Consider the following 26,607-nt stretch of genomic DNA (forward strand, 5'->3'; position numbering starts at 1 on the left):
ATATTTTTTGTTAGATTGATATTTTATAATTGAATTAATCCTTTTTTAGATTCTTCGACAAGCTCAGAATGACAAAAAATTTTTATTGTTTTCCTGTACTTCCGAAACCTCCAGCTCCGCGTTCAGTTTCATTTAAAGCATTAGATTCTTCCCACTCAACCGTTTCGTGTTTCGCAATCACTAATTGTGCAATACGTTCACCGTCGTTGATTGTCACTGCTTCGTTAGAAACATTTGCTAAAATAACACCGATTTCTCCACGATAATCTGCATCGATTGTGCCAGGAGAATTTAAACAAGTTAAACCATATTTTAACGCCATTCCACTACGAGGACGAACTTGCGCTTCGTAACCTGCTGGTAATTCAATACTCAATCCTGTTGGAATTAATCTTCTTTCCAAAGGTTTTAATTCAATTGGCGCATCAATGTTAGCTGTTAAATCCATTCCAGCCGATAAAGCTGTTTTATATTCTGGTAAAGCGTGTTTCGAAACGTTGATAACTTTTACTTTCATCTTTATTTTCTTAGTTTTTTAAGTGTTTTTTTTTCCGCAAACGCAATAAACGCAATGTACACGATTAGAATCAGATTACCAATAATCAAATTAGAATCGAGCATATAATAATTTGTGCATGCTAAAGCAATTGCAATTCCCATGTAAAGTAGAATTTTATTCACCTTATATGGAATTGGATAAACTTTCTGTCCCCAAATGTACGAAATCACCATCATTACACCATATGCCAATAAAGTTGTCCAAGCAGAAATCATAAAACCATATTTAGGCAATAAAAAAACATTCAAAATAACTGTAATTGCGCCACCAACCAACGAAATTATAGTTCCAATACTTGTTCTATCCGTTACTTTATACCATGTTGAAAGATTATAATAAATTCCGAAAAATAAATTCGCAATCAAAATTATTGGAACAATGTCTAAAGCATTCCAATACGTAGAATTTGGAACAAATATTTTCTTAATCCAATCTATATTTGCTAAAATTCCAAGAATCACAATATTACAAATGATACTGAAAAAGAACAGAATATTTGCATACGTCTGTTTTGCATCTCCTTTTTTGGCAACTTTAAAGAAAAAAGGTTCTATTCCCATTCGATAAGCTGTTACGAAAAGCGTCATCAATGTTGCTAATTTGTAACAAGCGCCATAAGAACCCGCTGCTGCTGGATCTATTAATTGTCGTTGAACTAATTTATCGAAATTTTCATTCAAAATATAACCCAAACCAGCAATCATAATAGGATAACCATACAAAAACATTTGTTTGAAAAGTGGTTGATCAAATTTGAATTGAACATGACGTACAACGCCTATTAATAATACAAAACCTAAAATACTCGCCAATAAATTCGCTATAAAAGGATAAGAAATCGCATTATCGAAACCTAAACTTAACATAAAATCTTTCGAAACATAATACAACAAACCAATCGTCAAAACTGCTTGAAAAACATTCTGAATTACTCGAACTGCTGTATATAATATCGGTCGATTTTTAAAACGTAGAACTGCAAAAGGTATCACACAAATTGCATCAAAAAAAGCAATCCATGCAAACCATAACAAGTATTCGGGATGATCGCTATAATTTGCAAAATCTGCCAAAGGTTGTAAAAAGAGAAAAACCAAAACGAGCATTGCAGTAGAACTCATTACCATAAACCAAAAAGCTGTATTCAACACTTTTTGATACATTCCTTCTTCGGTTGCGTAGCGAAAAAAGGCTGTTTCGAAACCAAATGTTAAAATGACATTCAGAAAAGAAACCGCAGAATATAATTGAGAAAACATTGCAAAATCTGAATTATCAACTTGCTTGATAATAAAAAAATTCAATGCTAAAATAATTACCCTCGGCAATATAGAGCCAATACCGTAAATAATGGTCTCACTAAAAAGCTTTTTATACAAAGTCGTTAAAATTTTTACAAAATTGAGTTTCTTTTCGTAAAATTCAAAATACCGAAGCTACAAATTAATTAACTTTGTCTGTTCAATACATATATTATGATAGAGTTATCTAATCGTAAAGTTGGATTAATAGGGAATGGAAGCTGGGCAACTGCAATTGCAAAAATGCTTAATAAAAACCTTGAAACTTTCAACTGGTGGGTAAAAGATGAATACGTAAAAGGACATTTGGAACGAAATAGACACAATCCAAATTATTTAACTGATGTCGAATTTAAGTCAGAAAAACTTAAAATTTCAACTGATATTAATGAAGTTGTAATGAATTCGGATATTATCTTTTTGGTTGTACCATCTATTTACGTTGCCGATTGTTTGAGTAAATTAACTGTTCCATTGACAGATAAATTTGTTGTAGCATCAATAAAAGGAATTATTCCAGATCATTATCAATTAGTGGGTCAATATTTATTTGATAAATTCGACTTAAAAGAAGAACAATTAGGAATTGTAAGTGGACCTTGTCACGCAGAAGAAGTAGCTTTAGAGCGTCTTTCTTATTTAACAATTGCTGCGCAAGACGAAAACAAAGCACAGATTGTTGCTGATTGTTTAGCCTGTGATTTTATCAAAACGAAACTTTCAAACGATATTTACGGAACTGAATTTGGCGCGGTATTGAAAAATATTTACGCGATTGCAGCAGGTATTGCACATGGTTTGGGTTATGGAGATAATTTCCAAGCGGTTTTGATGAGTAACGCAATTCGAGAAATGAATCATATCCTAAAAACGGCAAGTCCTATGAAACGTAAAATTAACGAATCTGCTTACTTAGGTGATTTGTTAGTGACAGGTTATTCGTTCTTCTCACGAAATCGTATGTTCGGGAATATGATTGGAAAAGGTTATACTGTAAAATCTGCTATTTTGGAAATGAACATGGTTGCCGAAGGTTATTATGCGACAAAAGGTGTTGCAATTATGAATGAGCAATACCAAATAAAAGCACCAATTATCAACGCTGTTCATAAAATTTTATACGAAGATAAAAATCCGAAGAAAACTTTCGAAAAGTTGTCTAAAAAATTAGATTAAGATGATTAAACAAGATTTTATTTCAAAATATATTCAAGAATTAAACAAAACATTGGCTCGAATTATTTCGTTAGAAATTGGAAATGCTGATGAAGGTTTTTTGATTATTTTCAATCAAATGTTACAATCGTATTACAAAATTGATGATAATAATTTGTCGATTTTACTGGAAGCAAATGAAGAACGCGATCAATTTTTGTTGGCAGATGAATTGAAAAAGAAAAATATTTTGACGTTTATGAAAGCGATTCGTATTTATCTAAATCGAGAAGATATTGCAAAAGCAAAAGCATCTTACGAAGTCTTGAAACGCATTGAAAGCATCAATTCTGGAATTTTTCAATTTCCGACAGAAGAAGATAATTTAATTGGCCAAGAACGAAAAGTTGTGGAAGAAAAAATGAGTAATTTGTAATAAAATCTTACACTTAAAATATTTTGAAAAGCTATTGGTGTTCTAATAGCTTTTTTTGTATCTTAACACAGCTTAAACCAATTTACTATGGATAATATTATCTCACTACTATCATCATTACTTTGTTGTTTTTTACCTTTTGCCTTAATTTTTGGAATTGCTTTTTGGGCGAGTAAATCACGCGAAAAGAAACAAAATGCTTTGTTAGCGCAAGTTCCTCCAAACGCAGATTTTAAAGCAGTTTTGCGTTATAACTTTGGAAATCAACAATCAAAATTCTTGAAAATGAAAGCGTTTCAAGGAAGTGGTGTTTTATATGTTTTAGACGATCAAATACATTATATCACTACAAATAATCCCAATGATAATTTTATTTTCGATCTGAAAACTTCACAAATCAATTGGATTGGTGTTAATCTCTCAAATGGTTTGTTGGAATGGTTTCAATTAAAAAATGGAGAAAAAGATTATTATTTCAATGTTGAAACTGGCATGTTTATTTTTAATACGAATTCCAAAAAAATGAAAACAACGCAAGTTTTTAATTACTTGAAAGAAGCTCAGAAAAAATATCAATAATGCTAAAACCACTTCACGACGAAGTGGTTTTTCTATTTAATCAAAAAATCATCAACTCAAAACTTAATGATTTATTTTCCAATTTGTCCGTATCTTTGCGCAAACACAACAAAACAATGCAAATTTTAGACGGTATTAAACTAGCGAAAGAGATCAAACAAGAGATCAAGGAGCTGGTGCAGAATTACAAGGACCAAGGAGTTCGTGTACCACATTTGGGTGCAATTTTAGTAGGAAGCAATGGAGCTTCTCAAACCTATGTTGACAATAAAATCAAGGATTGTCATTTTGTAGGTTTCGAATCATCAGAATTACGTTTGCCTGATACAATTTCTCAAGAAGATTTAATTGCAGAAATTGAAAAATGGAACAATGATGATACATTGGACGGATTTATCGTACAATTACCATTGCCAAAACACATCGATCAAGAAGCAGTTATCAATGCGATTGATCCTAAGAAAGATGTAGATGGTTTTCATCCAATGAATTTCGGTAAAATGGCGTTAGAAATGGAAACATTTTTACCTGCTACTCCTTACGGAATTATGGAAATGTTAGAGCGTTACAATATTGATACAGCTGGTAAACATACAGTTGTGATTGGTCGTTCTCGCATCGTTGGTCGCCCAATGAGTATTTTGATGAGTAAAAACGGAAATCCTGGAAACAGTACGGTTACATTAACTCATTCAAAAACAAAAAATTTAGAACAATTTACAAAAGAAGCTGACATTGTGATCACTGCTTTAGGTGTTCCAGGTTTCTTAAAAGCAGATATGGTAAAAGATGGAGCGGTTATCGTTGACGTAGGAATTACACGCGTTGATGACGAAACTAATCCACGAGGATTTAGATTAGCTGGTGATGTAGATTTTGATAATGTAAAAGAAAAAGCATCGTGGATAACGCCAGTTCCAGGAGGAGTTGGACCTATGACACGTGCTATGTTATTGAAGAATACATTGTTAGCATGCAACAACAAAAAATAAAATTATGATACACATTGCATCAACAACTGCAGAAGAACAACAATTGATTCAAGAAGGGAAATTATTACCTGTGATGGAGCATTTTTACACAATTCAAGGTGAGGGAATGTATACAGGTGTGGCTTCTTATTTTATTCGATTAGGAGGTTGTGATGTTGGTTGCCATTGGTGCGATGTAAAAGACAGTTGGGATGCTGAAAAGCATCCCTTAACTAATGTGGATGTATTGGTAGATTTGGCAACTTCTCAAGCCAAAACAATCATCATTACTGGAGGAGAACCTTTGATGTGGGATTTGACTTATTTAACAAAAAAACTACACGAAAAAGGTGCAAGAATCCATATTGAAACTTCGGGTGCTTATCCGTTAAGTGGAGAAATTGATTGGGTTTGTCTTTCTCCCAAAAAATTAATGTTGCCGTTAGACGAAGTTTGCGAAGCTGCAAATGAATTGAAGTGTATTGTGTTCAATAATCACGATTTTCAATTTGCTGAAGAACAAGCCGCTCGTGTTGGAAAAGATTGTACACTTTTCTTACAAACAGAATGGAGCAAACGCGACAAAAATCTTCCATTGATTGTGGAATATGTAAAAGAAAATCCGAAATGGCGTTACTCTTTACAAACACACAAATATTTGGATATTCCTTAGGAATTTATCTGTTTAAAATCAGTTCTATTTAGACTGAGTAAACTTTTTTAAGTAACTGAATTTCATTATTTTTATATCAAACAAAAAATTGAATGATGAAAAAAATAGTTTTGATGAGTTTTGCAGCGATTTTGGTGATGAGCTGTGGAGATTCTAAAAAAGAGGAATCTACTCAACCTGAAATTGATTATAGTACAGCTCCAAAAGAAGATTCTGAGGCTTCTACATCAGCACCTGCAACAAATAATCATATTGTCTTGAAAGCTGGTGATGATATGCGCTATGATAAATCTGAATTTACAGTAAAAGCTGGTGAAGAAGTTACCTTAATTCTAATGAATGCTGGTGAAATGTCAAAAGAAGGAATGGGACATAACTTTATTTTATTAAAACCAGGTTCTGATGCTTCTGCTTTTGCGAATACAGCTGCTTCAGCTAAGGCGACAGATTATATTCCGACTGAATTACAATCAGAAATTATTGCACACACAAAATTGTTAGGAGGTAAAGAGAATGATCAAATCAAATTTACCTTAGAAGAAGGTACGTACGACTTTTTGTGCTCTTTCCCTGGACATTTTGCAACAATGAATGGAAAAATAAAAGCTGTTAAATAAAATAAATAATTATTCTTCTGTCAAATTTATTTTTGGCATAAATATTGAAATATACATTAGCGTATAAGATTTAGTAGAGTAAATTTTGTCCTCATGTGTTAATTTTAAGCCTGTTTTTATAACAGGCTTTTTTTTGTAATAATTTGAAATTTAATAATTTAACAGTTTTTATTCTTTTTTTTTTGTGATTATAGTTTTAACTTGTTCATTAACAACAAAAAATTACTATTATGGCAAGAAATGTTTCTCATCAAATTGTAGAATTATTAGAAAAAGCAAATATTAAACGTGTGTATGCTGTTACTGGAGATAGCTTAAACTTTTTTAATATAGCTGTCAAGCAATCCGATAATATAGATTGGGTTCATGTACGTCATGAAGAAGTTGGAGCATATGCAGCGACCGCAGAATCTGAATTAGATGGAATAGGCTGTTGTGCTGGAAGTTCTGGTCCAGGTCACGTTCATTTAATCAATGGAGTTTATGAAGCTCATAAATCTCGAACACCTTTACTTGTTATAGCATCTACTATTCCAACAATTGAATTTGGAACAGATTATTTTCAAGAAACTAATACTATAAAGCTTTTTGATGATTGTAGCTGTTATAATCAAATTATTACTCGTCCAGAGCAAGTTCAACGTATTGTTCAAACAGCTATACAACATGCTATTTCAAAAAAAGATGTTGCCGTTATTGGACTTCCTGGAGATATTGCAGAAATGGATGCTATTGAAGAGGCTTATACTAACACTTTCTTTTTCAATAATCCTATTATTATTCCAAATCAAACTGAATTAGATCTAGCTTCTCAACTTATTAATAAAGCTAAACGAGTAACTTTATTTTGTGGAATCGGAGCTTCTGAAGCAAATCAAGAAATTATTGAATTTTCTAAAAAATTAAATGCACCTGTTGGGTATTCTTTTAAAGGAAAAATGAGCATACAACCAAATAACCCAAATGAAGTAGGAATGACAGGGCTATTAGGTCAACCTTCTGCTTACCATGCAATGCACAAAGCAGATTTGATTATTTTAATTGGTACGGATTTTCCTTATAAGGATTTTATTCCAACTGATAAAAAAATTATCCAGATTGATTCAGAAGGGTCTAAGATAGGAAGACGAGCAAAAGTTGATTTAGGCTTAATTGGAAATGCAAAAGAAACTATACAAGAATTATTAAGATTAGTCGAGACAAAAGAAAATAGAGATTTTCTTGATAGTCAATTAGAATTGTACAAAAAAGTATTAGAAAACAAATTAACATATGTACATGACAAAGGGTCTAATAATGCTATACAACCTGAGTACACAGCATATTTACTTGATGAATTAGCAACAAAAGATGCCATTTTTACAGTTGATACAGGAATGTGTTGTGTTTGGGGAGCTCGTTATATTACAGGAACTGGAGAACGTAAGATGTTGGGTTCGTTTAATCATGGATCTATGGCTAACGCAATGCCTCAGGCCATTGGTGCGCAGATGGTTTATCCAGAAAAACAAGTTATTGCAATGTGTGGAGATGGAGGGATTTCGATGTTATTGGGTGATTTAGCAACAATTAAACAATATAATTTACCTATCAAAATAATTGTTTTTAATAATCGAACACTAGGAATGGTAAAATTAGAGATGGAAGTTGCAGGTCTACCAGATAATGAAACAGATATGGAAAATCCTGATTTTGCTTTAATAGGAAAAGCAATGGGGATAGAAAGTGAAGCAATTAGAAATCCTGATGATTTGCCTGAAGCAATAGGAAGGGCTTTTGCACATAAAGGACCTTATTTATTAAATGTTTTCACGAATCCAAATGCCTTAGCAATGCCCCCAAAAATAGATTTTAATCAAATGATAGGAATGACAAAATCCATGGCTAAATTAATGTTAGGAGGAAAAATGGATGAAGTAATGGATACGATAAAATCAAATTACAAACATCTTAAAGATTTATAATTATGAGTTCGACTTCCATTACACAATCCAGTAAGAAACTCTTTATCATAGCTTGGTCTTTAGGATTAATCTTCTACTTTATTGATTATGCTACTCGTTCTGCTCCATCATTAATGATAAAGGATTTAGTAGAAAACTTTGCTGTCTCTAATGAAAATGTGGTATCCTTAGTAGGAACTTATTATTATACTTATGCGATTTGTGCATTAATTGCAGGGATTTGTTTAGATAAATTTGGAGCTAAATATTCCATGTGTGCTGGGTGTTTTATACTAGGAATTGGATGTCTTCTATTTATTATTTCTTCTGAATTTGTTGGACTAACAGGGAGATTATTACAAGGAGCTGGTAGTGCATTTGCCTTTCCTGGTTGTGTATATTTAGCTACAAAAGGTTTTTCTGCAAAATCATTAGCTACTGCTATTGGTTTTACGCAGTGTATTGGAATGTTAGGTGGTGCAGCAGGACAATTTGTTGTTGAACCAATGTTAGCAAATGGTTTAAGTTATAAAGCTTTTTGGATAAGTGCTGGTATTTTATGTGTAATTCCTGCAATTGCAATGTTAATTATTACTCCAAAAGCTTCGGTAGAAGAAATCGAAAAAAGTAAAAAGACTTCTTTTATTGAACCTTTTAAAATAATTTTTAGTAATAAAGATTCATGGCTTTCTGGAGCTATTTCAGGATTATTATTTATTCCAACAACAATATTTGCGATGACCTGGGCAGTTCCATTCTTTAAATTAGACTTAGGATTTGATGCACATACTGCTGCTATAACTGCCGCTATGGCATCCTTAGGTTGGGTTTTGGTTGTCCTTTAATGGGATATTTAACAGATAGAATAGAAGAGAGAAAGCCTATTATTTTAATAGGTTGTATTGGGATGATTATAATGTTGCTTCAATTAATCTATTTTTCTGATTTAATGAATCCAAAAATTACTTTATTTGTTTTTGGTGTATTTTCTGGAGTAGCAATGATTCCTTATTCAATCATAAAAGAAGCAAATCCTGATTATGTAAAAGGCTCAGCAACTGGAGTTCAAAACTTTTTAACTTTTGGTGTAACTTCTTTCATAAGCCCTATATTTGCTAAAATGTATGGTAATAAAATCACAATCGTTACAGATAAATTAGGACATTTTCATGATGCTATTTGGTTCTGGATAATTGGAATATTTATTGCAATTATTCTCACAGTATTAGTAAAAGAAACTGGTCATAAAACAAAAAGCTCTGCTAATTAGCAGAGCTTTTTTTATTTTCAATAAATTTTCTTAAATTTTGTAACCTTTTTAGAAACCTTGAGTCTATTAAATAAGAAAGCAATTAACACACGTGAAATTATTTGTATTAAATCGAAAAAGTAAAGAAGAAATTTTAGTCGAACGGCTAAAAAAGAACGATGCTTTGGCGCAAAAAGAACTCTACGAACAAAACTCGAAAAAAATGTTGAGTATTTGTAGAAGTTATATAGAAGACATGCATTATGCAGAAGACTGTATGATTAATGGTTTTTGTAAAGTTTTTAATCATATTCAAAAGTTTCAAAGTAAAGGAAGTTTTGAAGGTTGGATGCGTCGTATAATGGTAAATGAATGTTTAACATTTTTGCGTGCAAATAAAACACTTATTTATGTAGATGATGTAAGAGTTGCGAACTATGATGAGGTAGATGATGAAATAGAGGAAACGTGGTTAAATTTTAATGTGCAAGAAGTATTAGATCAACTTTCAGAACCTTATAGATTGGTATTTAATCTTCATATTCTCGAAGATTATTCGCACCAAGAAATTGCAGAAATGCTTAATATTTCGGTATCAACAAGCAAAACACAATTGTTTCGTGCAAAAGCAAAACTGAAAGAGATTGTTCTAAGTAAAAAGAAAATGACAAATGAAAAACAACGATAAAATATCAAACTATATAAAAGGAGATTTGGAAAATCGTGAACTAAATCCTTCTCATGATGCTTGGGATAGAATTCAGGCTCGTATGGATGTCGCTCCAGCACCTCGAAAATCTAATTTCAAATGGTGGTTGTCGGTTGCTGCAGTCGCTTTATTCACTATTTCTACATCAGTTTATCTATTGATGATGAATCAATCTATAAATGATGATCCAAAAGAATTTGTTAATCATCAAGAAGAGAATAATTTTCAACAGATTCAATCAGATTCTAATACAATTCATTCTTCAGAATCAATTTTAGCAAATAATGAAAAAGTTGATTCTTCTAAAAAAGAAGTTGAGATTCCACGAGAAGATGAGAAAAAGCCACTAAAACATGGTAAAGTACAAGTTGCTATCAATGAAGAGTCGCAACAGGTTGAAATGACTTTTCCGACAAAGAAAGAAGTTAGTCAAGTAAAGAAAGAAGATTTGAAAGTTGAAGCTCAACAAAAGAAAAATCTAGCAGCAAATACTGCAACTGATTCTATAAAGAATAATAAAAAGAAAAAGAATTTTGTAGATCCAAATATGTTATTGTATTCTATAGAAAATAAAGAAAATCTAAAAGAGTCTAATCAATCACGAGTGGTTTCTATAGGCTTCAAATAATCATTCAAATTAATTAAATAACAAGATTATGATAAAAAAACTTATCGTAGCAGGATTATTATGTCTATCGGCTACATCTATATACGCTCAGAAATTTACATTTGATTTGAATGATAAAAATGATGAGAAAATTAGTCCAATAGTAAAAGATCGTATTAGTGAATTTACTTTAGTCATTCGCCAAATTGTTCAAGAAGAAAAGTCTGCAATGGAAAAGAAAATTGCAGCTATAGACAAAGAGTTAGCGGAAGGTAAATTAAATGCTTCGGAAGCAACAGCAAAGAAAGAAGCTATTGCAAGTGTATATTCAGGAACTATTAATGATCGTATTCAAGAGGTTAATTTCAATTTAGATGATATTATTAAGCAGCAAGTTGCTTTTTCTATAATGAATGGAGAAGATCCAATAACACCAAAAACGAAACAAGATGTAACGAAACGTTATAGAATTGTTAATCAGATTAATGGGTACGGGTCTTTTGGTTACATGGCATTCACAGGAAAAAAAGATGAAGAATTAAACAAACACGAAAAATTCTCAAGTAATCTTACAGCTGGTTTAATTTATGAAAGACAATTATCATTAACGAGCCCCTTAAATTTTTTAGCAGGAGGTTTATTTTCATGGAGAACATATCGTATTGATGATGATATGCGTTTTAATCGTGATGAAAATGGAAATGTCGGTTTAGTAAAAAATGAAAAGTCATTAGATAAATCAAAATTGCGTTCTGCATATTTTATGGTTCCTGTAGGGTTTAAATATAATTTTTCTAAAGTGAAAAATATAACAGAAGATTTCGCTTATCGTCCGCAAGGAAAACATTATGTAGCAGCTTACTTATATGGAGGAACCTTATTGTCTTCTAATAATATCTATAAAGGAGATGGAGTTCGTAATAAAGAACGTGGAAACTATAATGTAAATAATTTTATCTACGGAGCTGAAATAACAATTGGTTTAGGATTAGTAGATGTATTTGTAAGAAAAGATTTTAATAACTATTTTAAAGATAATACGTTCGATAATCGTAAAATGCTTCAGTTTGGCATAAATCTTGGTTTATAATAAACAACTTAAACATAGTTTTATAACATAACATTTTTATATAATTAGCCTCAGTTTTTTCTGAGGTTTTTTATTTGTAAAAAAATAGAAATCAAAACTCAAAAAAATGTAAATTAGTAAAAACCAAAAACAATGATAAAATCAAAACTTAGTTGGCAAACAATCATTCCAATTATCATTTTTTTAATTTTAATGATAATCAACTTTATGTTTGTTAAAACATTTTGGTTTGGAGGAAGTTTTTGGATTGAGGAACCTTTTTTACGAATTGGGATTTTTATGGTTTCATTATTAGTATCTATGTCCATTTTATATGATTTAACGTTTAACTTAACTTTATTTAAGTTGAAAGAAGAAACTTTTGAAATTAGAACAATTTTTAAAAAAGATGAAATTCCATATCGTGCGATTTATTATTTATACGAAGAAGAGGATATTTTACGTCTCAAAAGAAATCAAATTTTAACTATTCAAACCAAAAAATCAAAATTTAGATTACGTAGTTTTTTTGATTCGAATTATGATGAGGTAAAAAATAAATTGACCGAAAAAGCTGAACAATTTGTAAATTTATTGGCTTAATAACTAAAAAAACGTCGCTTATAGAGCGACGTTTTTTTTAGTTATTACTATTATTTTTTAAGTAAATCAAAACATTCTGTATCAAAACTAATATTGCAAGTGAAGTAAAAAACATAAAGCCAACATAAATAGCAACTTGTTTATCTTGACCAATTTTAATAAAAATAAAATAAGCTAGTAAAGTTCCCATAACTTGCATCAAAACTGCTCGCCAAGCAATCTTTTTAACAATAGCTAAATCTTTTGTTCTAAATCCAGCAATTCCTTGATAAATCGTTGGAAATATCAACATAATGAATGCGATTATTTTTAGAGGTGTATCCATTTATATTTTTATTTCTTTTTGCATTTGTTCCACTACTTCATAAGTCGCAGGGCAAATTAATGTATTCTTTAAGGTTAAATGATTGATTTGATAAAATTTTTTGCGATCAGTATGTGGATATTCTCGACAAGCTTTTGGACGATCTTCATAAACCAAACAATAATTTTCGTTATTTAAAAAAGGACAAGGCAACTGTTGTAAAACGTAATCATTGTCCTCATCAATTCGTAAATATTTATCAATAAACTGACTTGGCTTGATGCGAAAAACATGCGCTAAACGTTCAATATCTTTTTGTGTAAAAAGCGGACCAGTTGTTTTGCAACAATTCGCACAAGAAAGGCAATCAATACGATTGAAAACATCTTCGTGAATTTCTTCCATTTTTTGATCCAAGTTTTTAGGAGGTTTCTTCTTCAACTTCTCTAAAAACTTCTTGTGCTCACGTTGTTTTTCTTTCGCTTTCGCAAAATATTCTTCTAAATCCACTATTTGTCTTTTCTAATCTCTTCAATATTTGTTACATTTCGAAGTTTGCAAAACTCTTCAATTACATTGTGATGAGAAACCGTTTTATCTTTGAAATAGTTTACAAAATATTTCTTTTCTTCTTCAGTTGCTTCTAATTGATTCAAGATATTCATCAAGTGCATTTTCATATGTCCTTTCTGAATACCTGTTGTGACCAAAGAACGTAATGCACCAAAGTTTTGTGCTAATCCTGCAACAGCAACAAATCCCATTAATTCTTTTGCATTTGGTTTTCCAAGAATTCCCATCGCTAATTTTACTAATGGATGCAAAGCTGTCAATCCTCCAATTGTTCCAAGCGCAGTTGGTAAATCAATCCAAAAACGGAAAATTCCATCTTTTACTTCGCAATGTGTTAATGAAGAATATTGACCATCTTTCGCGGCATACGTATGCGCACAAGCCTCTACAGCACGGAAATCGTTCCCTGTAGCAATTACAACAGCATCAATTCCGTTCATAATTCCTTTGTTGTGTGTTGTTGCACGATAAGGCTCTATTTCTGCAATTCGAACAGCGCGAGAAAACTTCTCCACAAACTCTTCTGATGTTACATTTCCTTCTGCTAATTGCTCAACTGGACAAGAAACTTCTGCACGAACAATACAATCTGGCGTATAATTCGATAAAATACACATCACGATTTGAACTGAATCTTTTTCATCATCAGTAAAAGTTGAGTTAGCTTCTATTTCGTTTCGTAATGTTTTGGCGAATTGCTCTAAACAAGAATTGATAAAGTTTGCGCCCATCGAATCCATCGTTTCGAAAGAAGCTTTTATTTGATAATAGTTTTCTAAATCAGCTGTTTTATCAATTAATTCTAAAGCCAAAATTCCACCACCACGCGCACGCATGTTTTTTGTGATATCATTTGTCGTTTCGATTAATTGATTTTTAATCGTTGTTTCAAAAGCATTTTGCAACTTTTCTTTGTCACCTTCGTACATAAAATGAACGTGACCTAATTTTGTTGTAGATAAAATAGTTGTTTTGAAACCACCACGTGTTTGCCAAAACTTCGCAGCCTTAGAAGCCGCAGCAACAACAGACGACTCTTCAACTGCCATTGGAATAGCGTATAATTCGTCGTTGATTAAAAAGTTTGGCGCTAAACCAAACGGCATATAGAAATTAGAAACTGTATTTTCTGAAAATTCGTCGTGCAGTTTTTGTAAATCTGCATCATCATTCCAATATTGTTTCAATACTTTGATGGCAGATTCATCTCCATTTAAATATTCATTGACAACCCATTCAATTTTTCCTTCTTTCGATAATTTCGAAAAACCTTCTACTGCTTGATGCTTCATATTGGATATTTTTTTATAAGACAAAATTACAAACGTTTTGATTGATAGAATGTATAAAAATACTTAAAACTTTTTGTACATCTTCTATTTATGTTCATTATTCGGTTAAATGATATTTCTAAAAAATATAATTGATTATATTTGATAGTTTGAACTCACATTTTAGGTAAAACTATGAAAAAAATTATTTTAAGTTTAGCTGTCTTAGTAATGGGCGCTTATTCTTATGCACAACAAATAACCATTGAAGGAATATATGGCGGAAAATACCGCGAAAATTCATTGTACGGTGTTAACTCATTAAACGATGGAGAAAATTATACAATCTTGACGAAAGATGGATTGGTTAAACGTTCGTACGAATCGACATTAAAAAAAGGTCAGACTTCTGATATTGTTGTCGTTCCTGGAAAGTTTGAAGGATATGAATTTAGTTCTGATGAGCGTTACGTTTTATTACAAACTAATTCGCACCAAATTTATCGCCATTCGTTTACAGCAAAGTTTGAAGTGTATGATACGCAAACAAAATCGAAAGTATTGTTATTTGATGGAAAAGGAATTCAAGAACCTTTGTTTTCGCCGGATGCGTCTAAAGTAGCTTTTGCTTTTGAGAATAATTTATACATTCAAGATTTAAAATCGAATAAAGTAACACAAGTTACAACGGATGGTAAAAAGAATAATATCATTAACGGGATTAACGATTGGGTTTACGAAGAAGAGTTTGGTTTCGTAAGAAATTTTGATTGGAATGCCGACGGAACATCTTTGGCTTATGTTCGTTTTGACGAATCGAAAGTGAAAGAAATTAATATTCCGATTTACCACAATAATCTTTATCCACAAGAATTACGTTACAAATATCCAAAGGCAGGACAAGACAATTCGGAAGTTTCGTTACATGTTTTTGATACGAAGAATAACTCAACTGCAAATGTTAATTTAGGCGGAGTTCAGAATTATTACATTCCGAAAATTAAGTTCTCTACAAAAGCGAATTTATTAACGGTTGTAACGTCTAACCGTCACCAAAATAATGTAGATGTTTCATTTTATGATATCAACACGAAAAAAGTAAATAAATTATTTACTGAAACAAATAAAGCGTGGATTGAAACGGATAATTTAACGTTAGAATTTTTAGCAGATAATTCGTTCTTATGGACTTCTGAGCGCGATGGAAATAACCATATTTACCATTATGCAGATAGCGGAAAGTTAATCAATCAAGTGACGAAAGGAGATTGGGAAGTAACGAATTACTATGGATATAATCCTGGAAATAAAACACTTTATTATCAATCTAACTCAAATAACGGAAAACGTATTTCGACAGAAAGACAAATTTCTTCAGTTAGTTTAGATGGTAAGAAAACTACGATGTTAACGAAAAATAGTGGAACAAATTCGGCTGCTTTCAGTAAGAATTTTTCATATTTCATTAATACTTTTTCTAATACAACGACTCCAAAAACAATTAGTTTAGTAGAATCTAAATCTGGAAAAGATTTGGGTGTTATCGTTGACAATACTTCTTTAAAAGATAAATTGAATACAGATAATATTGGGACAAAAGAATTATTTGTGTTGAAAACTGCTGCAGGAAATGAATTGAATGCCTATGTTATCAAACCAAAAAACTTTGATCCAACTAAAAAATATCCAGTATTGATGTATCAATATTCTGGACCAGGTTCTCAGAATGTAAACAATGCTTATTTCAATTCGAATGATTATTGGCACATGATGTTAGCACAAGAAGGTTATATTGTTTTCTGTGTTGATGGTCGTGGAACGGGATACAAAGGAGAAGCTTTCAAGAAACAAACATATTTGCAATTAGGAAAATATGAAGTAGAAGATCAAATAGCTGCGGCAAAAGAGATTGGTAACTTACCTTATGTAGACAAATCTCGTATCGGAATTTGGGGTTGGTCTTATGGAGGTTTCATGTCTTCGAATGTTTTATTTAAAGGTGCGGATGTGTTCAAAGCAGCAATTGCTGTTGCTCCTGTAACAAATTGGCGTTATTATGATTCTGTTTATACAGAGCGTTTTATGCGTACTCCAGAAGAAAATGCAGCTGGTTATGACGATAATTCACCAATTAATTATGCAAATGAGTTGAAAGGTAATTTCTTATTAATTTCTGGTTCTGCTGATGATAATGTACATCCACAAAATACATTTGAATTGTCGGAAGCATTAGTACAAGCAAACAAAGATTTTGATATGGCAATCTATACCGACAAAGATCACGGAATTTATGGTGGTAATACTCGTATTCAGCTTTACCGTAAAATGACAAATTTTATCAAGAAGAATTTGTAAGAAAAAAGCTTTATTTATTAGAATAAGCCAATGATTGGAATAAATAGTCATTCAAATTGACAAAAATCATGCATTAAACAAAAAAAACCTCGACATTGTCAGAGGTTTTTTTTATTTTCGTTGATTGCTAATAAAATCTAAATGATATATTAGCGCTTAGTTAAAGAAATTATGAGTAAAGAATTAACTTTAGAGGAAATTCAGAATTTTAAAGGAAAGTATCCAAAACAAATATGGAGTCTTTTCTTTTCTGAAATGTGGGAGAGATTTTGCTTCTACGGAATGCGAGGAATGTTAGTATTCTTCATGATTGATCAATTGAAATTTGAAGAAGCTCAGTCTCAATTACAATACGCCGCAATTCAGGCTTTTGTATATGCTTTTACATTTGTAGGAGGTTTATTTGCCGATAAAATTTTAGGATTTAGGAAGTCATTATTTTGGGGAGGATCCTTAATGATTTTAGGAAGTATACTTTTAGCAACAGATCCGCACTCATTATTTTTCTTAGGAATGTCTTTTACTGTAGTAGGTACAGGCTTTTTCAAACCAAATATTTCTACAATGGTTGGAGAGTTATACAAAAAAGGCGACGAAAGAACAGACGCTGGTTTCTCACTTTTCTACGCAGGAATTAACTTAGGAGCTTTCCTTGGAGGATACATCTGTATAGCAATTGGTAAAGGGCATTTGTTTACAGATTTTATTGATGTAGCACACAGATGGAATGTTGCATTTGGTTTAGCTGCTTTTGTAATGTTAATCAGTTTAGTAAATTTCTTTTTTACAGAAAGACATTTAGGTCCAATTGGTTTACAACCTCGTAAAATATTGCCTTCAGGTGAAACGGAAAGAATGCCTTTATGGAAAGAGATAGCTGTTTATGTATGTACACTTCTATCTATTCCATTAATTATGGCAATGGTAAAAAATACTGATTATACTGATTATTTTATGTATACAGTAGGACCAATAACGTTGTTATATTTGTTTTATGAAATGACAAAAGTAACAGCGAATGAACGTAAAAAATTATATGCAGCATTAATTTTTATTTTATTTTCTATTTTATTCTGGGGAATTTATGAACAAGCTGGAGGATCATTAAGTATTTATGCTGCTAAAAACTTAGATTCTAATTTACTAGGTGTTCATTTAGATCCGAATGGAGTAAACAATTCTGGAGGAGCATTCTTCATTATTTTAATAGCTCCTTTATTAGGATTATTATGGTTATGGTTAGCTAAGAGAAAGATTGAACCAAATACAGTTGTAAAGTTTGGTTTAGGATTTATTCTTTTAGGATTAGGATATTATGTATTATTTGCAACAAAATTCTTCGCTAATGCAGAAGGTATTACTTCATTAAATTTCTTTACATTAGCATTATTAGTAATCACATTTGGAGAGTTATGTTTATCACCAATTGGATTATCAATTATGACAAAACTTTCTACACATAACTTACAAGGAATGATGATGGGAATGTGGTTCTTAGCTTCTGCCTATGGACAATATGTTGCAGGAATGATAGGGGCAGGAATGTCAAACTCTACAAATGAAAATGCGAGCAACTTAGAACGTCTTTTTTCTTATGCAGAAGGTTACAAAGAAATTGCTTTATATGCTGTTGTAGCAGGAGTCATTTTAATATTAGTATCACCATTAATTCGTAAATTAATGCAAGACGTAAAATAACTTTTAAGATATACATTTAACAAATAAACATGAGTTCGAAATCGGAAAATTTCTTTGATTCAAAAGTACTTGGGCATCCGTCAGGGTTGTTCGTGCTTTTCTTTACAGAGATGTGGGAGCGTTTTTCATTCTACGGAATGCGCGTTTTATTAATTCAGTTTTTAACAGCTGCAGTTATTGGTTTAAATCCAGGTTGGGAATGGTCTATAGAAAAAGCAACCGCTTTGTATGGGACATACGCAATGTTATTATACATTACACCTATCTTTGGAGGAATTATTGCCGATAAATATATAGGTTATAGATGGGCAGTGGTAGTTGGTGCGATTATTATGACATTAGGTCACGCATTTATGGCTTTTGATACACCTATCTTTTTATATTTAGGATTAGCGTGTTTGGTTATTGGAACAGGATTCTTTAAACCAAATATGACATCTATCTTATCAGAAATGTACAAAGACTTTCCTGAGAAAAAAGATGGTGCTTATACAATTTTCTACATGGGAGTTAACGCTGGTGCATTCTTCGGAATGATGTTGTGTGGATTTTTAGCAGAAAAAGTAGGATGGCACTGGGGATTCGGTTTAGCAGGAATCTTCATGTTATTAGGTACATTACAATTCTGGTTAGCAAAACCATTATTTGGGCATATTGGTGAGGTTCCATCAAAAACAGGAAATCAAATTACTGCAGATGATGAAACACCTAAATACGAACCAGGAGAAAAACCAAATCCTTTCACATTATTAGATCAAGTGTTGATCGTTATTATGACACTTTTAGGATTAGGTTACGCGTTCAATGATCCTTTAAATGCAATTGGAGGAATTAACTTATTTCCATTCTCTATCGGAGGATTATCTGGACAAAATGTAGTTATTTTAGTTGCATTATTCTTATTCTTCTTTGTAGTAATTCGTCGTTTAGCAAATTACACAAAAGTGGTTCGTGATCGTATGATTGCGGTAATTATTTTCGCATTCTTTGTTATTTTCTTCTGGATGTCTTTCGAGCAAGGAGCTACATCATTGGTAATCTTTGCGCGTGATAATACAGAACGTAACTTAATTGGAGGAGCTGCAATGGCATTCAATGTTTTCAATACTTTATTAACAGTTGTTCCATTATTGTTCATCTCGTATGTATTGATTTTATTAGCAAAACAAACATTTAAAAAAGCGGCTTTATCTAATGTCGTTTTAGCGTTTACGTTTTTAGGAATTTGGGCTGCTGCAATTTGGATGTTAAATTATAACTGGACTTCTCACTCTTACGATGTTTCTTACCAAGCAATTGAAACGGCTAAATTAGACGATGCTGGTAAGCAAATTATCAACGAAGAAGGTCAACCTGTTTTTGATAAAACTCCAGTTACAGCCTCTTATTTAGCAAATTCTACAGATAAAATTGTAACTGAAACAATTAATTTAGCTTCTCAAGATGCTTTAACTAAAGGAAGTGAAATCAATATTCATAAAGAAGGAGATAAATTTGTATTAGTTTCTTCTGAAAATTTAGTGAAATTAGATGCTGAATATAAAAATCAAAATAAACCATCTGAAATTGTTCCTGCGAAAGTAGCAGAGATTAAAGATTCTCAAGTAGAAATAACAGTTTCTTGGTTTTCTACATTAAACTCTTTCTTCATTATTGCATTAGCTTCTTTAGTTTCTCGTGTTTGGGATTCTAAATACAACCCGTCAGCTTCTGTAAAATATGGTTTAGGATTAATCATTATGGCAATTGGATTCGGATTCTTAGCTTTCGGTTCTTACGGAATTTCAGAAGGCGTTCGCGTTTCTATCATCTGGTTAGTTTTAGCTTACTTATTCCACACATTGGGCGAGCTCTGTTTATCTCCAGTTGGACTTTCGTACGTATCGAAATTAGTTCCAGCTCGTATGATTGCATTTATGTTCGGAATGTGGTACCTTGCAATTGCAATTGGTAACAAATTGGCAGCCATTTTAGGAGGTCAAATCGAAAATATTACAAAAGAATATTCGTTATCAACTTTCTTCTTAATCTTTACAATTGTACCAATTGTAGCAGGTTTAATCGTTATGGCATTAAATCCAGTAATGAAGAAATTGATGCACGGAGTTAAATAATAAAGATTGAAATTTATGAAATCAAGCTTAGCAATCGCTGCCCTAATTTTATCATCATTTCTTTTCGGACAAGAAATTAAATGGTTGTCATTAGACGAAGCAACAAAAGAAATAAAAGCACATCCAGAAAAACCAGTATTGATTAATTTTTATACAACTTGGTGTGGATTCTGTAAGCGTTTAGATAAAGAAACCTTTGCAGATAATAAAGTAGCAGATTATGTAAACAAAAATTACATTGCGGTAAAATTTGATGCTGAAACAAAGGATATGGTAAAATTTATGGGAATTCAGTACACATATATTGTGCCTGCTAAAGCAAATTACATGGCGTATGCCTTTACAAACGGACAATTGAGTTATCCTGCAACTGTTTTGATGAACGGAAAAGGAGATGTTAACAAAATTGTTTTGGGTTATCGTAGTTCAACAGATTTCATAAACGATATCAAAATTTAATTAAGAAATAACCTTGTTGAGAGGTTTTCCATAAAACAGAATCCGAACTCGTTTCGAGTTCTGTAAGAATAGAAGGGTAGTTGCTGGCATCAGCAATTACCCTTTTTAAATTTTCATTATTTTCGAAAGGATAAAGCTTTGATTGATGAATTAACACATAAAAAGGAAGTGCTGAACCTTCTTCATTTAATAAGAGTTTAAATGACTTCGTTTCAATAGTATTTGGATGTTTGATAAAATGTTGATGTTTAAAGTTTGAATCATAAGAATAGAAACAAACATCTTTAATTCGCTCATGGATTTTATATGGTTTAATAGTGAAATTATATGTTTTCTCATCCAAAGGATTTTCGCTAAAAATGCTTAAACTTCGCTGATTTCTTATTCCGATAATACTATTCTTATATTGATTAAAAACGATTAATTCATTCGAATGGTTGAGTTGATAAACTTGGTAAAATCGCTCCGCTTGAATTAGAAATAAAGAAATTAGACAAACAAATAATGCTAGTTTAGATTTTTTTAGAAATAATGGTTTCAATGCATATAAAATAACGCCAATCAAAATCGCGGTAAATAAACTGATGTAAACATCTTTCGCAATAAACTTGAAACTTGCTAACCAATAAATATATTGATTTGAATAATAGATAAAATGATTGAAAATCCATGTATAGATTGGAATATTAAGATCAAAAATGATGAGAAGGATACTAATTATTCCACCACAAATCATCAAAAAAGAAGCTGGAATCAAAACTAAATTTCCGAATAAAAACAAACCCGAAAATTGATTAAAATACAAGACCGAAATTGGTAAAGTTCCCAGTTGTGCAGATAAACTTGTTTCAATCATAATCTTTATTTTCTTCAGAAAACTATTTTTAACCTTCCAATAATGCTCGAAAATTGGATTGAGCCAAACAATGAAAAAGACCGCCGAAAAACTTAGTTGAAAGCCAACATCAAACAAATAATTGGGTTGAAAAACTAGAATGATAAAAGCAGAAAGCGAAAGTGTATGGAAAATATTTTTTGGACGATTGAGTAATTCACTGATATAATAAATGGTAATCATCAACGCAGAACGAAAAACTGGCGGCTCCAATTCGACATAAAAAGCAAAAACCCAAATGAATATTAAGCTAATAATTATTCTAATTTTCCGACCATTTTTTAGCTTTAATAAAGGTTGTAAAACGAATTGCAAAATCATATAAATCATCATCACATGTAAGCCTGAAATGGATAAAATATGTACAACTCCAGTTGCAATATAACTTTGATTCAGTTCTTGCGACAGTTCTGTTCTATCACCTAAAAGCATAGACGAAATAATCGCTCTACTTTCAAGCGAATAACCTTGTTCTGTTAGCTTTTCTCGAATTTTTACTTTCGATTTTGAAACCCAGTTCTGGAATCCCTTTCCTTCTTTGTAAATAGAAATTATATCATCTGCAAATACTTGAGAATAAATTCTTTTTCTATTTAAGAAACGTTTGTAATCAAATTGATATGGATTCAATGGTTCTTGAATTTCTTTTTTTTCTCCAAAAATGATAATTTCATCATTGGGATATAAAGGTTGTTGGTTAGGTTTGATATGAAGTAAAATCTGCTCATTCGTTTGTATATCTTTTGCAACATAATTGGTGTATTTTTCGGTAGAGTTAGAACTGTAAGCGACTTTAAGTAAATGAATTTTTGAGGTAGAATCTAAATCAATATTTTTATGTTGATTATAGTTTTGATGAATATAGTAGCCTAAAATAATAGAAGTGATTAAAAAAGGTATACTATTTTGGTGATTATTAGATTTTAACAATGAGATAAAAAGTAGAATAATTAGTAAAAAAAATATAATTCGTAAATTTGTTGCAGGAATTAATAATTCAGAAATAATTATTCCAATTGAGAAACAGATTGTTAGGAAAAAAAAGAGATACTTTTTCATTCTAATAATTTATAATTTTATTTACAAATAATAGGTTTTAAGTGTTTGTAAATGAATTGATTAAAAAAATAAAAAAATGAAGAAGATTCTTATATTAGTTGTATTATTTTTTACTCAAATAGCAATGGCTCAAATTGATGTAAAACTATCAATCACAAATCTTAAGAAAATGAAAGGAAATTTGGCTATAGAATTTTATAGAAATGTAGAAAATTATACAAAAGGCCAAAATGCATTTAAAAAATTGTATGTTCCTGTTGCGGAAATAGATAAATACGAAACGGTTTTTAAGGATATTGAACCGACATTTTATGCTGTAAAAGTTTTTTTGGATACAAACAATAATAAAAAATTAGACAAAAGCTTTTTAGGTGTTCGTAAAGAACCTTATGGTTTTTCGAAAAACTTAGATCCTATTTTGAGAGAACCTACTTTTGAAGAAGCAAAAGTGGAAATGACGGAAGAAAATAATACAATTGTAATCAAATTAAACAATAATAAAGGCGAAGAATAATTTCGTCTTTATTTAAAATTTGATCGAAAAACCTAAATTAATGCCTAATAAAGAAGGATTTTTGGCATCAACATTTCGAATAGGATTAAGCATATATTTATAATTAGGTTCAAGATTGATACTTGATTTATGAGATAAATTATATTCTAATTTTACACCAGCATTTGCACTATAACTCATATTATTTAAATTGTTTGCTTTACCAAGTGTATATTGTGATTTTGTATTAGTATCAGCCAAAGAAATTGTATTTTTAGTTACTACATAATAGCTTCCTCCAGCTGTAGCAAGGAGATTAAATTTATCGAAACTAGCCAATTTATACTCAACTTCTAATGGAATCTCAAGATAATGAATTTTTTGTTCCATATCATTTGCTTCAGAAGCCAACATTGTCATTGTAACGTTTTGACTTACATTATCAGAAATCACCCTAATATTGCTATGATACTTAATATTATTAGATAAACTTGGACTAACTGTAGATAATGCATAAACACCAGTATTGATTCCTGAATTTACATTATGTGTGTTTTGTTCCAATTCTACTTTTGCTATTCCTGAACGAATGTTCAATTTATCATTTAAGCGAACAGAGATTTTTGCTCCATATGCAACAGTAATATTATTTTTAATATTGTAATCGTTAAATTCATCATCTAAAATAGATTTTGAATCTAACATCATTGTAGGATTTACATAAGAAGAAACAACTAAAATGGGAGATTTTGATTTCACGTTTATTTCCTCATCTTTCCTGTTTTTTTCTTCTTCAAGTACTAATTCTAATGGTTTTTCTTTTAGAATTTCAGGATTAGCTTCTTTTTCAGAAATTTTATTTTTTGGAATTATTGAAGAACTATTTTGAACAAAATTATCTTTTTGAGTTAATTCTTGTATGTTATCTTCTTTTTGATCCGTAATTGTATTCGAAAATAAAGTTGATTCTCCAATTACATTTTCAAAATATGAACTTGAACTATGATTTGTTTTTTCATTCAATTCAGACGATTTTTTTACAGAAGAAATAATCTTTTTATCAGTCAATTTTTCGTTTATTTTTCCACTATTATCAGATTCTTTATTGATAAATTTTCCTGAAGTTGAGTTAGTTTTTACAATTTCATTAGTTGGAATATGATTAACGTTAACCGCATCATTCTGATATAAATAATAAATTCCAATTCCAGCAACAAAACATGCAGCAGAAGATCCAATCCAATACAAAATAGGAACGATTCGTCGTTTTTTTTCTTCCTTGTCTAATTTTTCTTGAATGTTTTTCCAAGCATCTATTGGAGGAATTTGAGATTGAGATAGTCTATCTTTTATATGTTTATCAAATTTCTTCATCTTTTGTGACAGTTTTTAAAAGGTTTAGTTTTTGTTTTAATAAATTTCTAGCTCTTGATAAGTTGGATTTTGATGTTCCTATAGAAATAGTGAGTATTTTTGCAATTTCTTGATGGGAAAACTCTTCAAAAACATAGAGGTTAAAAACTTGCCTATATTGCGGAGGAAGATTGTGAACAGCTTCTAGCAATTGCTGATAATCAAATTCTTGTTCAAATTCTTGTTCAAATTCATCATTGGTTACAATAAGATTTTCATAATCTTCAAAAGGTAAAGGATTTTTTTTCTTGAGCTTCTCTAAATTTAGATTCACCATTATTCGTTTCATCCAACCTTCGAAAGAACCTTCGAATTTAAATTGATTTATCTTATTAAATATGAGAATAAAACCCTCTTGAAAAACATCTTGCGCGTCTTCGTAATTTTCAGCATAACGTAAACATATCGAAAATAAAATAGGGGAAAACTCAAGATATATTTCTTCTTGAGCTTTTCTATTTTTTTTTTGACATTGCTTGATTAAATATTCAAGAGAATCATTATTCAAAACTTATTGGACTTTATATTATTTAGTTTCTTTGATGTCTAAAATTTTTTCAATATAAATATCTTTTGTTGGATCAACAACATCTTTACCAGCCCAAACTCTTATAGTATTTTTTCCTGTTCTTTTTGGAGTGAATTTGTAGGTTTTAGTAACAGATTTTGTTTCCTTTATACAATTATTTCCACTTGTAAGTGTACCATATGCACCAATATTTTTTACAGAATCGTTACTTTCTTTTAATTCTCTGAAAGTCGCAAAATTCTCACATGAATTATTTGTTGTGAAAGTAACATGGACATTAGTTTGCTTACCTACAGGTTGAATAGAATCCATATTTACCTCTATTTTTGTTCCAACAAAGAATCCATCTGTAGTATATATATTATCATTATCATCGGTATTTAGGCAACTAAATGTTGTTAAACCTAATAACCCCATAAAAGCTAAAGAGCTTAATCTTTTGATTGTTTTCATATTATGATATAATTATTTATTTTTCTTTAATATCTAAAACGATAGAATCGTTAAAAGTATCTTTATTTTCTGAATCTTTACCTGTCCAGAACTTCAATGTGTATTTACCTGCTTTTTTAGGTTTAAATTTTAAATTTTTAGATTCGATACTTGTCGAAGGTAAACAAGATTGCCCACTTCCTTGAGATCCTAAAACACCAATATATTGGATAGAATCATCTTGATTACCTTTTAATAAACTAAATTGTATAAATTCTTGACATGAATTTGTCTTAGAATAATTAACTTTAATATTTGTTATTTCATTTATGGGTTTAATAGAATCTTGGTTAACAGTAACTCCTTCTGTTGTAAAGAAACCATAGTTTACAAAATCTGAATCATCATTATTTAAACAACTAAATGTTGATAAACCTAAAATCCCTACCAAAGCAAACATGCTTAATCTTTTCATTAATTTCATTGTGTAAATTTTAATTGTTATAAAAATAAGATATAGATTTTAAGAAAGGTTGCGTAC

Annotated in this window: 28 protein-coding genes; 18 read left to right on the top strand and 10 right to left on the bottom strand. The window is 30.8% G+C overall.

The features are described 5' to 3' along the window. Positions 1-82: 82 nt before the first annotated feature. Together dut and E4J94_RS10025 are read right to left on the bottom strand one after the other, a co-directional pair. Complete coding sequence (gene dut / locus E4J94_RS10020) at positions 83-517, bottom strand: dUTP diphosphatase (protein ID WP_135835671.1); 435 nt, start codon at positions 515-517, stop codon at positions 83-85. Between the two features lie 2 nt (positions 518-519). After that, positions 520-1,938, bottom strand: coding sequence for a lipopolysaccharide biosynthesis protein (locus tag E4J94_RS10025; RefSeq protein WP_135835672.1), 1,419 nt, complete (start codon positions 1,936-1,938; stop codon positions 520-522). Positions 1,939-2,034: 96 nt separating this feature from the next. Here E4J94_RS10025 and E4J94_RS10030 point away from each other — a divergent pair, with 96 nt between their 5' ends. The 13 genes from E4J94_RS10030 to E4J94_RS10085 all read left to right on the top strand — a co-directional run bounded on the left by E4J94_RS10030 (position 2,035) and on the right by E4J94_RS10085 (position 12,471). After that, positions 2,035-3,036 carry an NAD(P)H-dependent glycerol-3-phosphate dehydrogenase gene (locus tag E4J94_RS10030; RefSeq protein ID WP_135835673.1) on the top strand — a complete coding sequence of 334 codons (1,002 nt, stop codon included), beginning with the start codon at positions 2,035-2,037 and terminating at the stop codon, positions 3,034-3,036. A 1-nt stretch (position 3,037) separates the two neighbouring features. Further along, a complete protein-coding gene (locus E4J94_RS10035; protein WP_135835674.1) occupies positions 3,038-3,451 on the top strand; it encodes a hypothetical protein in 414 nt (137 codons plus the stop codon). An 87-nt stretch (positions 3,452-3,538) separates the two neighbouring features. Then, positions 3,539-4,030, top strand: coding sequence for a hypothetical protein (locus tag E4J94_RS10040; protein WP_135835675.1), 492 nt, complete (start codon positions 3,539-3,541; stop codon positions 4,028-4,030). A gap of 116 nt (positions 4,031-4,146) precedes the next feature. Further along, positions 4,147-5,022, top strand: a complete 876-nt coding sequence (locus E4J94_RS10045; RefSeq protein ID WP_135835761.1) for a bifunctional 5,10-methylenetetrahydrofolate dehydrogenase/5,10-methenyltetrahydrofolate cyclohydrolase — start codon at positions 4,147-4,149, stop codon at positions 5,020-5,022. A 4-nt stretch (positions 5,023-5,026) separates the two neighbouring features. Beyond that, the gene (locus E4J94_RS10050; protein ID WP_135835676.1) at positions 5,027-5,674 is read left to right on the top strand and encodes a 7-carboxy-7-deazaguanine synthase QueE; all 648 of its coding nucleotides are present in this window, start codon (positions 5,027-5,029) and stop codon (positions 5,672-5,674) included. Between the two features lie 95 nt (positions 5,675-5,769). Continuing rightward, positions 5,770-6,291 (top strand): plastocyanin/azurin family copper-binding protein, encoded by a 522-nt coding sequence (locus E4J94_RS10055; RefSeq protein WP_168801856.1) that lies wholly within the window; start codon positions 5,770-5,772, stop codon positions 6,289-6,291. Between the two features lie 230 nt (positions 6,292-6,521). After that, positions 6,522-8,255, top strand: a complete 1,734-nt coding sequence (locus E4J94_RS10060) for a thiamine pyrophosphate-dependent enzyme (protein WP_135835678.1) — start codon at positions 6,522-6,524, stop codon at positions 8,253-8,255. Between the two features lie 2 nt (positions 8,256-8,257). Beyond that, a complete protein-coding gene (locus E4J94_RS10065) occupies positions 8,258-9,079 on the top strand; it encodes an MFS transporter (protein WP_246034296.1) in 822 nt (273 codons plus the stop codon). Further along, positions 9,079-9,504, top strand: coding sequence for an MFS transporter (locus E4J94_RS17840; protein ID WP_246034297.1), 426 nt, complete (start codon positions 9,079-9,081; stop codon positions 9,502-9,504). The genes E4J94_RS10065 and E4J94_RS17840 overlap by 1 nt, the downstream gene beginning before the upstream one ends. Before the next feature lie 91 nt (positions 9,505-9,595). Continuing rightward, entirely contained in the window at positions 9,596-10,171 is a 576-nt protein-coding gene (locus tag E4J94_RS10070) for an RNA polymerase sigma factor (protein ID WP_135835679.1), read from the top strand. Continuing rightward, the gene (locus E4J94_RS10075; RefSeq protein WP_135835680.1) at positions 10,155-10,820 is read left to right on the top strand and encodes a hypothetical protein; all 666 of its coding nucleotides are present in this window, start codon (positions 10,155-10,157) and stop codon (positions 10,818-10,820) included. The genes E4J94_RS10070 and E4J94_RS10075 overlap by 17 nt, the downstream gene beginning before the upstream one ends. A 28-nt stretch (positions 10,821-10,848) precedes the next feature. Next, entirely contained in the window at positions 10,849-11,889 is a 1,041-nt protein-coding gene (locus E4J94_RS10080) for a PorT family protein (protein ID WP_135835681.1), read from the top strand. Between the two features lie 207 nt (positions 11,890-12,096). Then, a complete protein-coding gene (locus tag E4J94_RS10085) occupies positions 12,097-12,471 on the top strand; it encodes a hypothetical protein (RefSeq protein WP_221411287.1) in 375 nt (124 codons plus the stop codon). Between the two features lie 37 nt (positions 12,472-12,508). Here E4J94_RS10085 and E4J94_RS10090 read toward each other — a convergent pair whose 3' ends face one another. The 3 genes from E4J94_RS10090 to E4J94_RS10100 are packed head-to-tail and all read right to left on the bottom strand — an operon-like array spanning position 12,509 to position 14,640. Continuing rightward, positions 12,509-12,796 (bottom strand): hypothetical protein, encoded by a 288-nt coding sequence (locus tag E4J94_RS10090; RefSeq protein ID WP_135835683.1) that lies wholly within the window; start codon positions 12,794-12,796, stop codon positions 12,509-12,511. After that, positions 12,797-13,285 carry a YkgJ family cysteine cluster protein gene (locus tag E4J94_RS10095; RefSeq protein WP_135835684.1) on the bottom strand — a complete coding sequence of 163 codons (489 nt, stop codon included), beginning with the start codon at positions 13,283-13,285 and terminating at the stop codon, positions 12,797-12,799. Next, positions 13,285-14,640: a hydroxymethylglutaryl-CoA reductase, degradative gene (locus E4J94_RS10100; protein ID WP_135835685.1), complete on the bottom strand. Its 1,356-nt coding sequence runs from the start codon at positions 14,638-14,640 to the stop codon at positions 13,285-13,287. The genes E4J94_RS10095 and E4J94_RS10100 overlap by 1 nt, the downstream gene beginning before the upstream one ends. A gap of 174 nt (positions 14,641-14,814) precedes the next feature. Between E4J94_RS10100 and E4J94_RS10105 the strand changes: the two genes are divergently transcribed. The 4 genes from E4J94_RS10105 to E4J94_RS10120 all read left to right on the top strand — a co-directional run bounded on the left by E4J94_RS10105 (position 14,815) and on the right by E4J94_RS10120 (position 21,245). Then, on the top strand, positions 14,815-16,974 hold the full coding sequence (locus tag E4J94_RS10105) for a S9 family peptidase (RefSeq protein WP_135835686.1): 2,160 nt from the start codon (positions 14,815-14,817) through the stop codon (positions 16,972-16,974). 171 nt (positions 16,975-17,145) lie between these two features. Next, positions 17,146-18,672 (top strand): peptide MFS transporter, encoded by a 1,527-nt coding sequence (locus tag E4J94_RS10110; RefSeq protein WP_135835687.1) that lies wholly within the window; start codon positions 17,146-17,148, stop codon positions 18,670-18,672. Between the two features lie 29 nt (positions 18,673-18,701). Continuing rightward, complete coding sequence (locus E4J94_RS10115; RefSeq protein WP_135835688.1) at positions 18,702-20,786, top strand: peptide MFS transporter; 2,085 nt, start codon at positions 18,702-18,704, stop codon at positions 20,784-20,786. 15 nt (positions 20,787-20,801) lie between these two features. Then, positions 20,802-21,245, top strand: coding sequence for a thioredoxin family protein (locus tag E4J94_RS10120; RefSeq protein WP_135835689.1), 444 nt, complete (start codon positions 20,802-20,804; stop codon positions 21,243-21,245). Here the strand turns inward: E4J94_RS10120 and E4J94_RS10125 are convergent. Continuing rightward, on the bottom strand, positions 21,235-23,199 hold the full coding sequence (locus E4J94_RS10125; protein ID WP_135835690.1) for a ComEC/Rec2 family competence protein: 1,965 nt from the start codon (positions 23,197-23,199) through the stop codon (positions 21,235-21,237). The genes E4J94_RS10120 and E4J94_RS10125 overlap by 11 nt on opposite strands. Before the next feature lie 76 nt (positions 23,200-23,275). On the opposite strand from E4J94_RS10125, the gene E4J94_RS10130 reads away from it, so the two are divergent. Next, entirely contained in the window at positions 23,276-23,713 is a 438-nt protein-coding gene (locus E4J94_RS10130) for a DUF2141 domain-containing protein (RefSeq protein ID WP_246034298.1), read from the top strand. A gap of 12 nt (positions 23,714-23,725) precedes the next feature. Here the strand turns inward: E4J94_RS10130 and E4J94_RS10135 are convergent, their stop codons facing one another. From E4J94_RS10135 to E4J94_RS10150, 4 genes are read right to left on the bottom strand one after another with little or no spacing between them, the layout of a single operon-like run. Continuing rightward, complete coding sequence (locus E4J94_RS10135) at positions 23,726-25,066, bottom strand: porin family protein (RefSeq protein ID WP_135835691.1); 1,341 nt, start codon at positions 25,064-25,066, stop codon at positions 23,726-23,728. Then, positions 25,053-25,613, bottom strand: coding sequence for an RNA polymerase sigma factor (locus tag E4J94_RS10140; protein ID WP_135835692.1), 561 nt, complete (start codon positions 25,611-25,613; stop codon positions 25,053-25,055). The genes E4J94_RS10135 and E4J94_RS10140 overlap by 14 nt, the downstream gene beginning before the upstream one ends. Before the next feature lie 18 nt (positions 25,614-25,631). Continuing rightward, positions 25,632-26,087, bottom strand: a complete 456-nt coding sequence (locus tag E4J94_RS10145; protein ID WP_135835693.1) for a hypothetical protein — start codon at positions 26,085-26,087, stop codon at positions 25,632-25,634. Positions 26,088-26,103: 16 nt separating this feature from the next. After that, positions 26,104-26,550: a hypothetical protein gene (locus tag E4J94_RS10150; RefSeq protein ID WP_135835694.1), complete on the bottom strand. Its 447-nt coding sequence runs from the start codon at positions 26,548-26,550 to the stop codon at positions 26,104-26,106. Positions 26,551-26,607: the final 57 nt, after the last annotated feature.

Source organism: Empedobacter tilapiae, assembly GCF_004785645.1.
GTDB lineage: Bacteria > Bacteroidota > Bacteroidia > Flavobacteriales > Weeksellaceae > Empedobacter > Empedobacter tilapiae.

What these genes read in the sequence shown, in the direction of transcription:
- dut (WP_135835671.1), bottom strand. Translation starts at nt 517, where the DNA reads ATGAAAGTAAAAGTTATCAACGTTTCGAAACACGCTTTACCAGAATAT.
- E4J94_RS10030 (WP_135835673.1), top strand. Translation starts at nt 2,035, where the DNA reads ATGATAGAGTTATCTAATCGTAAAGTTGGATTAATAGGGAATGGAAGC.
- E4J94_RS10035 (WP_135835674.1), top strand. Translation starts at nt 3,038, where the DNA reads ATGATTAAACAAGATTTTATTTCAAAATATATTCAAGAATTAAACAAA.
- E4J94_RS10040 (WP_135835675.1), top strand. Translation starts at nt 3,539, where the DNA reads ATGGATAATATTATCTCACTACTATCATCATTACTTTGTTGTTTTTTA.
- E4J94_RS10045 (WP_135835761.1), top strand. Translation starts at nt 4,147, where the DNA reads ATGCAAATTTTAGACGGTATTAAACTAGCGAAAGAGATCAAACAAGAG.
- E4J94_RS10050 (WP_135835676.1), top strand. Translation starts at nt 5,027, where the DNA reads ATGATACACATTGCATCAACAACTGCAGAAGAACAACAATTGATTCAA.
- E4J94_RS10055 (WP_168801856.1), top strand. Translation starts at nt 5,770, where the DNA reads ATGAAAAAAATAGTTTTGATGAGTTTTGCAGCGATTTTGGTGATGAGC.
- E4J94_RS10060 (WP_135835678.1), top strand. Translation starts at nt 6,522, where the DNA reads ATGGCAAGAAATGTTTCTCATCAAATTGTAGAATTATTAGAAAAAGCA.
- E4J94_RS10065 (WP_246034296.1), top strand. Translation starts at nt 8,258, where the DNA reads ATGAGTTCGACTTCCATTACACAATCCAGTAAGAAACTCTTTATCATA.
- E4J94_RS17840 (WP_246034297.1), top strand. Translation starts at nt 9,079, where the DNA reads ATGGGATATTTAACAGATAGAATAGAAGAGAGAAAGCCTATTATTTTA.
- E4J94_RS10075 (WP_135835680.1), top strand. Translation starts at nt 10,155, where the DNA reads ATGAAAAACAACGATAAAATATCAAACTATATAAAAGGAGATTTGGAA.
- E4J94_RS10080 (WP_135835681.1), top strand. Translation starts at nt 10,849, where the DNA reads ATGATAAAAAAACTTATCGTAGCAGGATTATTATGTCTATCGGCTACA.
- E4J94_RS10085 (WP_221411287.1), top strand. Translation starts at nt 12,097, where the DNA reads ATGTTTGTTAAAACATTTTGGTTTGGAGGAAGTTTTTGGATTGAGGAA.
- E4J94_RS10090 (WP_135835683.1), bottom strand. Translation starts at nt 12,796, where the DNA reads ATGGATACACCTCTAAAAATAATCGCATTCATTATGTTGATATTTCCA.
- E4J94_RS10100 (WP_135835685.1), bottom strand. Translation starts at nt 14,640, where the DNA reads ATGAAGCATCAAGCAGTAGAAGGTTTTTCGAAATTATCGAAAGAAGGA.
- E4J94_RS10105 (WP_135835686.1), top strand. Translation starts at nt 14,815, where the DNA reads ATGAAAAAAATTATTTTAAGTTTAGCTGTCTTAGTAATGGGCGCTTAT.
- E4J94_RS10110 (WP_135835687.1), top strand. Translation starts at nt 17,146, where the DNA reads ATGAGTAAAGAATTAACTTTAGAGGAAATTCAGAATTTTAAAGGAAAG.
- E4J94_RS10115 (WP_135835688.1), top strand. Translation starts at nt 18,702, where the DNA reads ATGAGTTCGAAATCGGAAAATTTCTTTGATTCAAAAGTACTTGGGCAT.
- E4J94_RS10120 (WP_135835689.1), top strand. Translation starts at nt 20,802, where the DNA reads ATGAAATCAAGCTTAGCAATCGCTGCCCTAATTTTATCATCATTTCTT.
- E4J94_RS10125 (WP_135835690.1), bottom strand. Translation starts at nt 23,199, where the DNA reads ATGAAAAAGTATCTCTTTTTTTTCCTAACAATCTGTTTCTCAATTGGA.
- E4J94_RS10130 (WP_246034298.1), top strand. Translation starts at nt 23,276, where the DNA reads ATGAAGAAGATTCTTATATTAGTTGTATTATTTTTTACTCAAATAGCA.
- E4J94_RS10135 (WP_135835691.1), bottom strand. Translation starts at nt 25,066, where the DNA reads ATGAAGAAATTTGATAAACATATAAAAGATAGACTATCTCAATCTCAA.
- E4J94_RS10145 (WP_135835693.1), bottom strand. Translation starts at nt 26,087, where the DNA reads ATGAAAACAATCAAAAGATTAAGCTCTTTAGCTTTTATGGGGTTATTA.
- E4J94_RS10150 (WP_135835694.1), bottom strand. Translation starts at nt 26,550, where the DNA reads ATGAAATTAATGAAAAGATTAAGCATGTTTGCTTTGGTAGGGATTTTA.